Genomic DNA, 8,307 nt, shown 5'->3' with positions numbered 1-8,307 from the left:
GCAGTTCGGGTGCGCCGCCCGCCCACTGCTTGGGATCGATGACGCCGGCCGCGTTCAGGATCGCCGCGACGACCGTGCCGCTGAGGATGCCGATGGCACGACATCATGGCCCGCGGCTCCTTCCTGGTGTCGCGGGAGGCGGCCCGGGTGATGATCACCCAGCAGCTGGGCGGCGACATCGTCTACATCGCCTCGAAGAACGCCGTGTTCGCCGGGCCCAACAACATCGCCTATTCCGCCACCAAGGCCGACCAGGCCCACCAGGTGCGGCTGCTCGCGGCAGAGCTGGGCGAGCACGGCATCCACGTCAACGGTGTCAACCCGGACGGCGTGGTGCGCGGCTCGGGGATCTTCGCCGGCGGGTGGGGCGCCCAGCGGGCCGCCGTGTACGGGGTGGAGGAGGAGAAGCTCGGTGAGTTCTACGCCCAGCGGACCATCCTCAAGCGCGAGGTGCTCCCCGAGCACGTGGCCAACGCCGTGTTCGCGCTGACCGGTGGGGACCTCACCCACACGACCGGTCTGCACATCCCGGTCGACGCCGGCGTCGCGGCCGCCTTCCTGCGATGAGCGCGGACATGAAGTCCTACGCCGCGGTCGATCTCGGCGCGTCCAGCGGGCGCGTCATGGTCGGCCGTGTCGGACTCGACTCGCTGGAGCTGAGCGAGGCCCACCGCTTCCCGAACCGGCCGGTACGCGTGCCCGAGGGGCTGCGGTGGGACGTGCTCGGGCTGTACGCCGGAGTGCTGGACGGGCTGCGGGCAGCGGGACAGGTCGACTCCGTCGGCATCGACAGCTGGGCCGTGGACTACGGGCTGCTGGACGCCGACGGGGCGTTGCTCGGCAATCCCGTGCACTACCGGGACGCCCGCACTGAGGGCGTCGCGGAGAAGGTGTGGGCGACCGTGCCCGCCGGGGAGCTGTATGCCGCGACCGGGTTGCAGTACGCGCCCTTCAACACCCTGTACCAGCTCACCGCCGCCCGCTCCACGACCCAGCTCGCCCGGGCCCGGCGGCTGTTGCTGATGCCGGACCTGCTGACGTACTGGCTGACCGGCGAGCAGGGCACGGAACTCACCAACGCGTCCACGACCCAGCTGATCGACCCGCGCACCCGCGACTGGGCGTACGGCGTCGCGGAGCGCCTCGGTGTCGACCTCGGGCTGTTCGCGCCGCTGCGGCAGCCCGGCGATCCGGCGGGGGTGCTGCGGCCGGAGGTGCTGGAGGAGACCGGGCTGACCGGCCCCGTGCCGGTGACGGCCGTCGGGTCGCACGACACCGCGTCGGCGGTCGCCGCCGTCCCCGCGTCGGGTGAGCGGTTCGCCTACATCTGCACCGGCACCTGGTCGCTGGCCGGTCTGGAGCTGGACGCGCCGGTGCTGACCGAGGAGAGCCGGGCCGCGAACTTCACCAACGAGCTGGGGTTGGACGGCACCGTCCGCTATCTGCGGAACATCATGGGGCTGTGGCTGCTCCAGGAGTGCGTACGGGCCTGGGGCGACCCGGATCTCGGCGCGCTGCTGCTGGAGGCGTCCAAGGTGCCGGCACTGCGGTCGGTCGTGGACGCGGGCGACGCGGCGTTCCTCGCGCCCGGGCGGATGCCGGAGCGGATCGCCGAGGCGTGCCGGGTCTCGGGGCAGCCGGTGCCCCAGTCGCCGGCCGAGGTGACGCGCTGCATCCTCGACTCCCTCGCCCTCGCCCACCGCACGGCCGTCCAGGACGCCCAGCGGCTCGCCGGGCACGCGGCCGACGTCGTGCATGTGGTGGGGGGCGGTACGCGCAACGCCCTGCTGTGCCAGCTGACCGCCGACGCGTGCGGGCTGCCGGTGGTGGCCGGGCCGACCGAGGCGGCGGCCCTGGGGAACGTCCTGGTGCAGGCGCGGGCGCACGGGCTGGTCGGCGACCTGGCGGGGATGCGGCGGCTGCTCGTGAACACGCAGCCGCTCACCCGGTACGAGCCGCGCGGCGGCACCGAGCGGTGGCGCGCCGCACAGGCTCGGCTCGCCGCTCATTGATGGGGTCTCCCGCCGGACCCGCGCCCCCACTAGGCTGCACTCATCCGATGACCGAACACGAGGAGCCGCGATGCGTGTCGCCCTGTTCCTGACCTGTGTCAACGACACGCTGTATCCGGACACCGGGCGCGCCATGGTGAAACTGCTGACCAGGCTGGGTGTCGACGTCGACTTCCCGATGGCGCAGACGTGCTGCGGGCAGGCTCACTACAACACCGGGTACCGCCGTGAGGCCGAGCCGCTCGCCCGGCATTTCTCCGATGTATTCAGCGGGTACGAGGCGATCGTGACACCGTCCGGGTCGTGCGGGGCGATGGTGCGGGAGCTGTATCCGCGGATGGGCGAACGGGCCCGGGCGGAGGGGCGCGGGGACACCCTCGCGGCCACACTGGCGCCGGTGGTGCCGAAGACGTACGAGCTGACGGAGTTCCTGGTCGATGTGCTCGGCGTGACGGACGTCGGGGCGTACTACCCGCACAAGGTGACCTACCACCCGACCTGCCACGGGCTGCGCGGACTCGGCCTCGGTGAGCGGCCGCGGCGGCTGCTGCAGTCGGTCAGGGGGCTGGAGCTCGTCGAGCTGCCGGGCGCGGACGAGTGCTGCGGGTTCGGCGGCACCTTCGCCCTGAAGAACTCCGATGTCTCGGCGGCGATGGGCGCCGACAAGGTGCGCAACGCCGAGTCGACGGGCGCCGAGGTGCTGTGCGCGGCGGACAACTCCTGCCTGATGCACCTCGGCGGGACGATGACCCGGCTGCGGACCGCCATGCGGCCGGTGCACATCGCGGAGATCCTGGCGAGCACGGAGGAGGAACCGGCCGTATGAGCGGGACGTATCTCGGCATGCCGGCATTTCCGGAGGCCGCGCGGGAGGCCGTGGGGAACACGACCCTGCGCGGCAATCTGCGGCACGCCACGCACACCATCCGCGCCAAACGGGCGAAGGCCGTCACGGAGGTCTCCGACTGGGCCGAGCTGCGCGAGGCGGGCAAGCGGATCAAGGACCACACCCTGCGCCGTCTCGACCACTACCTCGTGCAGTTGGAGGAGTCCGTGACGGCCGCGGGCGGCGTCGTGCACTGGGCCGCCGACGCGGACGAGGCCAACGAGATCGTCACCCGGCTCGTGAAGATGACCGGCGAGTCGGAGGTCGTCAAGGTCAAGTCGATGGCCACGCAGGAGATCGGGCTCAACGAGGCGCTGGAGGCCGAGGGCATCCACGCCTACGAGACCGATCTGGCCGAGCTGATCGTGCAGTTGGGCAAGGATCGGCCCTCGCACATCCTGGTCCCCGCCATCCACCGCAACCGGGGCGAGATCCGGGACATCTTCGCCCGTGAGATGAGCGAGTGGGGCCGCCCCGCCCCCGAGGCCCTGACCGACTCACCGGCCGAGCTCGCCGAGGCCGCCCGTCTGCACCTGCGGGAGAAGTTCCTGCGGGCCAAGGTCGGCATCTCCGGCGCCAACTTCATGGTCGCCGAGACGGGCACGCTGGTGGTCGTGGAGTCCGAGGGCAACGGCCGGATGTGCCTGACCCTGCCCGAGACGCTGATCTCGGTCGTCGGCATCGAGAAGATCGTGCCGACGTGGCAGGACCTGGAGGTCTTCCTGCAGACACTCCCCCGCTCCTCGACCGCCGAGCGCATGAACCCGTACACGTCGACATGGACCGGCACGACCGATCAGGACGGGCCGGGCACCTTCCATCTGGTGCTGCTGGACAACGGCCGCACCGACACCCTCGCCGACGAGGTCGGCCGGCAGGCACTGCGCTGCATCCGCTGCTCGGCCTGCCTCAACGTGTGCCCGGTCTACGAGCGGGCCGGCGGCCACGCCTACGGCTCGGTGTACCCGGGACCGATCGGCGCGATCCTCAGTCCTCAGCTGCGGGGCACGGGCAGCGAGATCGACGCCTCGCTGCCGTACGCCTCGTCGCTGTGCGGGGCGTGCTACGAGGTGTGCCCGGTCGCCATCGACATTCCGGAGGTGCTGGTGCATCTGCGGGAGCGGGTGGTGCAGGGCGGCGAGGTCACGCGGGAGGGCAACAAGGTGATGCTGCGGCCCGCGAAGGGGCATGCCGCCGAGCGGGCGGCGATGCGCGCGGCACGCTGGGCGTTCACGCACGCGGGGGCGCTGCGCGCCGGCCAGCGCGTCGCCTCCCGGACGCGTCGCTTCCATCCCCGGACGCTGCCCGGCCCGGGCAGGGCCTGGAGCGGGACCCGGGATCTGCCGCCGGTGCCCGCAGAACCGTTCCGGGACTGGTGGCAGCGGACTCGTGGTGGGAAGGACGGGGACAGGTGAGCAGCAGGGAACGGATCCTGGGGCGGGTGCGGCGCGCGCTGGCGGACGCACCGGCCGACGAGGCGCCGCTCGTGCGGGAATACCTGCGCGAGCACGGGCAGCGGACCGTCGCGGAGACGGTGGAGCTGCTCGCCGAGAACCTGGCGGACTACCGGGCGCTCGTGCACCGCACGGACGCCGCCGGACTGCCCGTTCTGATCGCGGGGCTGCTGGAGAAACACGGGGCGGCTTCGGTGCTGGTGCCGCCCGGGCTGGACGAGGAGTGGCTGGCGGCGGCGACCGGGGTGACGCGGGTGGCCGACCGGACCGAGAGCACTCCGGACGAACTGGACCGGGTGGACAGTGTGGTGACGGCCTGTGCGGTCGCGATCGCCGAGACCGGCACCATCGTGCTGGACGGCTCGCCCGACCAGGGCCGCCGCCGGATCACCCTCGTCCCGGACCACCACATCTGTGTGGTGCGGGTGCCCGGCCAGGTCGTGTCGTCCGTGCCGCAGGGGCTCGAACGCCTTGATCCGGCTCGCCCGTTGACATGGATCTCCGGGCCGTCGGCGACCAGTGACATCGAGCTGGACCGCGTCGAGGGGGTGCACGGTCCGCGCACGCTGGAGGTGATCCTGGTCGGCGAGGACTGACCCTCCGCCTTCCTGTCAGCGGGTGCCGGAGGCGTCCAGCGGGGCGGTCACGGTCGTCGTGGTCAGGCCGTCCCCGGTCCCGGGTGGGCGCCTTGTCGGTGGTGGCCATCCGGGCGAGCAGCGCGCCGAGGGCCCCAGGGAAACCGACGATTTTACCCTCGGCCCGGACGGGATCCCCGTGACAGCGTGAGTGAACAAGCGCTTAGATAGTGCCCTGCCCGTCACTCCCACGCCGCCGTCCTGGAGGCCACCCGTTGTTCACATCCGTCGACGACGTCTCCGCACGCCTCGCCGAGACCGGCTACCTCGCCTCGCCCGCCGTCGCCACGACCGTCTTCCTCGCCGACCGTCTCGGCAAGCCGCTCCTGGTGGAGGGCCCGGCCGGCGTCGGCAAGACCGAGCTCGCCAAGGCCGTCGCCGAGGTGGCCGGAGCCCGGCTGGTGCGCCTGCAGTGCTACGAGGGGGTCGACGAGTCCCGGGCGCTGTACGAGTGGAACCACGCCAAGCAGCTCCTGCGCATCAGCGCGGGCCGCGACGAGACGTGGGACGAGGCCCGCACGGACATCTTCAGCGAGGAGTTCCTCCTCACCCGGCCCCTTCTGACGGCGATCCGCGGCGACGACCCGACGGTGCTGCTGATCGACGAGACCGACAAGGCCGACGTCGAGGTGGAGGGCCTGCTGCTGGAGGTGCTCAGCGACTTCCAGGTGACCGTTCCCGAGCTGGGCACCATCACCGCGACGCGCCGGCCTTTCGTCGTCCTCACCTCCAACGCGAGCCGGGAGCTGTCCGAGGCGCTGCGCCGCCGCTGCCTCTTCCTGCACATCGGCTTTCCCGACGAGGAGCTGGAGCGCCGGATCGTACGGCTGAAGGTGCCGGGGCTCGACGAGACGCTGGCCCGCTCGGTCGTCCGGGTCGTGGGTGCGTTGCGGGCGATGGACCTGCGCAAGGTGCCGTCGGTCGCCGAGACCGTCGACTGGGCGCACACCCTGCTCGCACTCGGCGCCGAATCGCTGGACGAGACGGTCGTGAAGGCCACGCTCGGCGTACTCCTCAAGCATCAGGATGACGTCCTCAAGGCGTCCGCCAAGCTCGACCTGGACGCCCTGTGACCACGCCGGCGGGTGTCGCCGAGCGGCTGACGTCGCTGGTCGGGGCGTTGCGCGAGCACGGCATGCGGATCGGTACCGGCGAGACGGTCGACGCGGCGCGGGCGGTCGGGGAACTCGGGCTCGCGGACCGGGAGCTGCTGCGTGAGGGGCTCGCGGCGACGCTGCTGCACGGGCCCGCGCAACGGCAGGTGTTCGACCCGGTCTTCGACCTGTACTTCCCGCGTGGAGTCGGCGGCCCGGAGCACCGGGCGGCGGGGCGCGAGGACCTGCGGGACCGGCTGGCCGACGCCCTGGCCGCCGACGACCGGGAGATGCTGGGCCGGCTGGCGATCGAGGCGGTCGACGGTTTCGGCGGCTACGGTTCCTCCCCGGAGTCGGACGGCTGGTCGTCGTACCAGGCGCTCGAACGGCTGCGGCCGCAGACACTGCTGGCCCGGGTGCGTGACACCGTCCGGGGGCAGGGCGGGAGGCAGGGGTTCGCGGACCGGCTGCTGGAGGACGAGATCCGGCGGCGCATCGACACCTTCCGCGCCCTGGTGGCCGCGGAGGCGCGGCGGCGGGTCGCCGAGCGGCGCGGCCGGGACGAGATCGCCCGGCGGGCGGTGGCCCCGACCGCGGACCGGGTGGACTTCCTGTTCGCCGGGCAGGACCGGCTGGCCGAGCTGCGCAGAACGGTGCAGCCGCTGGCCCGCAAGCTCGCGACCCGGCTGGCGGCCCGGCGGCGTCGTGCCTCCCGGGGCACGATCGATCTGCGGCGGACCCTGCGCGGTTCACTGTCGACGGGCGGAGTGCCGATGAAGCCGGTGCTGCGCGCACGGCGTCCCGCCCGCCCCGAACTGGTGCTGCTGTGCGACGTGTCGGGGTCGGTCTCCGGCTTCTCCGATTTCACGATGCTGCTGGTGCAGGCGCTGCACGACCAGTTCAGCAAGGTGCGCGTGTTCGCCTTCGTCAACCGGATCGACGAGGTGACCGGGCTGCTGGAGCACGGGCGGGCCGACCCGGAAGGGCTGGGCACCCGCATTCAGGCGGAGGCGGAGGTCACGGGCTATCACGGGAGCAGCGACTACGGCATGGCCCTGGGCGAGTTCGCCGAGCGGTACGCGGACGCGGCCGGTTCCCGCACGACGGTGTTCGTCCTCGGTGACGCCCGTACGAACCGGAGCGATCCGAATCTGCCCGCCCTGCGGCAGATCGCCGAGCGGGCCCGCCGCGTCCACTGGCTGAACCCCGAGCAGCGCTCCCGCTGGGGCACGGGCGATTCCGTCGCGCCCGCCTACGCCGAGCTGGTCGAGATGCACGAGTGCCGCAACGCCCGGCAGTTGAGCGCACTGGTGGCCCGGCTGCTGCCGGTGTGATCAGACGGCATGAAGGCGGAAACCGATCGGGTTTCCATGCCGGGAAGGGTAGACCGGTCGGTTTCCGAGAGCAGGGAGGCCGGGTGGCCGGTCGAAGGAGGTGAGATGCCGCGCTAGTCCTTCTTGGCGTACTCCTTGGCCATGGCACCCGCGAAGTCGTACACCACGCACTGCTCGTCGCCGACGACCCAGGCGTCGTGGCCGGGCGCGCAGACGAACACGTCGCCGGGTCCCACTTCGCTCTCCGCGCCGTCGTCCATGTGGATGTGCATACGGCCCGAGACGACATAGCCGTTGTGGTGGATCTGGCAGCTGTCCGTCCCCGCGATCGGGGCCACGGACTCGGACCAGCGCCAGCCCGGTTCGAAGGTGGCCACGGCGAAGTCCAGCCCTGTCAGGTGGACGGCTTCCAGGTGGCCTCGGGGGTAGTCGCGCCGCTCGTCCGGCTTGTCGAGCGTCTTCACTTCAAGCATGACGCTCCTCCTCGGTGAGGTTGTGCTTCCATCGTCCGTCCGCCCAGCCGGCGACGCCATTCACGGGGTGGCGCCGCCGCAGAGCTCGGCGAAGCGTCCGGCGTCGATGTTCCCGCCGGAGATGACGACACCGACGCGAGGGGGAAGTGTGCCCGCCCGGCCGGTGAGCAGCGCGGCCAGCGGGGTGGCGCCGCTCGGCTCGACGACGATCTTCAGACGCTCGAAGGCGAACCGCATCGCGTCCCGGATCTCGTCGTCGGTGACCAGGACGACCTCGTCGAGGAGCCGTGTGTTGACCGAGAACGTCAGCTCCCCCGGGGTGTGCACCCTGGGCGACCCGCCCGCCTCGGTCACCGCACGGACGGTGGCGTCCGCGTCGGTCACCGCGAACGACACGTTCCACGCGACCGGCTGCGACG

General features: G+C 72.0%; 8 protein-coding genes and 1 pseudogene. 7 read left to right on the top strand and 2 right to left on the bottom strand.

Annotated elements, in window-relative coordinates; translation table 11 throughout:
• Positions 1-96 precede the first annotated feature (96 nt).
• The 7 genes and pseudogenes from ABT116_RS36230 to ABT116_RS36200 all read left to right on the top strand — a co-directional run.
• Positions 97-567: pseudogene (locus ABT116_RS36230) on the top strand (SDR family oxidoreductase); the annotation flags it as partial.
• On the top strand, positions 564-2,012 hold the full coding sequence (locus ABT116_RS36225; protein ID WP_351642956.1) for a rhamnulokinase: 1,449 nt from the start codon (positions 564-566) through the stop codon (positions 2,010-2,012). The pseudogene ABT116_RS36230 and the gene ABT116_RS36225, both read left to right, overlap by 4 nt.
• Positions 2,013-2,082: 70 nt before the next feature.
• Positions 2,083-2,838, top strand: a complete 756-nt coding sequence (locus ABT116_RS36220; protein WP_351642953.1) for a (Fe-S)-binding protein — start codon at positions 2,083-2,085, stop codon at positions 2,836-2,838.
• Complete coding sequence (locus ABT116_RS36215) at positions 2,835-4,313, top strand: LutB/LldF family L-lactate oxidation iron-sulfur protein (protein ID WP_351642950.1); 1,479 nt, start codon at positions 2,835-2,837, stop codon at positions 4,311-4,313. Before ABT116_RS36220 ends, ABT116_RS36215 begins: the two co-directional genes overlap by 4 nt.
• Positions 4,310-4,948 (top strand): LutC/YkgG family protein, encoded by a 639-nt coding sequence (locus ABT116_RS36210; RefSeq protein WP_351642947.1) that lies wholly within the window; start codon positions 4,310-4,312, stop codon positions 4,946-4,948. Before ABT116_RS36215 ends, ABT116_RS36210 begins: the two co-directional genes overlap by 4 nt.
• Positions 4,949-5,202: 254 nt before the next feature.
• Entirely contained in the window at positions 5,203-6,060 is an 858-nt protein-coding gene (locus tag ABT116_RS36205) for an AAA family ATPase (RefSeq protein WP_351642943.1), read from the top strand.
• On the top strand, positions 6,057-7,415 hold the full coding sequence (locus ABT116_RS36200) for a vWA domain-containing protein (protein ID WP_351642940.1): 1,359 nt from the start codon (positions 6,057-6,059) through the stop codon (positions 7,413-7,415). The genes ABT116_RS36205 and ABT116_RS36200 overlap by 4 nt, the downstream gene beginning before the upstream one ends.
• Before the next feature lie 113 nt (positions 7,416-7,528).
• On the opposite strand, the gene ABT116_RS36195 is transcribed toward ABT116_RS36200, so the two are convergent.
• Complete coding sequence (locus tag ABT116_RS36195) at positions 7,529-7,888, bottom strand: cupin domain-containing protein (RefSeq protein WP_351642937.1); 360 nt, start codon at positions 7,886-7,888, stop codon at positions 7,529-7,531.
• A 60-nt stretch (positions 7,889-7,948) separates the two neighbouring features.
• The coding region (locus ABT116_RS36190) for a pyridoxal-phosphate dependent enzyme (protein WP_351642934.1) at positions 7,949-8,307 on the bottom strand (359 nt) is incomplete at its 5' end.

It is taken from the genome of Streptomyces sp. NPDC002130 (assembly GCF_040296465.1).
Classification (GTDB): Bacteria; Actinomycetota; Actinomycetes; order Streptomycetales; family Streptomycetaceae; genus Streptomyces.
This window is presented reverse-complemented; position numbering and strand designations above follow the sequence as displayed.

What these genes read in the sequence shown, in the direction of transcription:
- ABT116_RS36225 (WP_351642956.1), top strand. Translation starts at nt 564, where the DNA reads ATGAGCGCGGACATGAAGTCCTACGCCGCGGTCGATCTCGGCGCGTCC.
- ABT116_RS36220 (WP_351642953.1), top strand. Translation starts at nt 2,083, where the DNA reads ATGCGTGTCGCCCTGTTCCTGACCTGTGTCAACGACACGCTGTATCCG.
- ABT116_RS36215 (WP_351642950.1), top strand. Translation starts at nt 2,835, where the DNA reads ATGAGCGGGACGTATCTCGGCATGCCGGCATTTCCGGAGGCCGCGCGG.
- ABT116_RS36195 (WP_351642937.1), bottom strand. Translation starts at nt 7,888, where the DNA reads ATGCTTGAAGTGAAGACGCTCGACAAGCCGGACGAGCGGCGCGACTAC.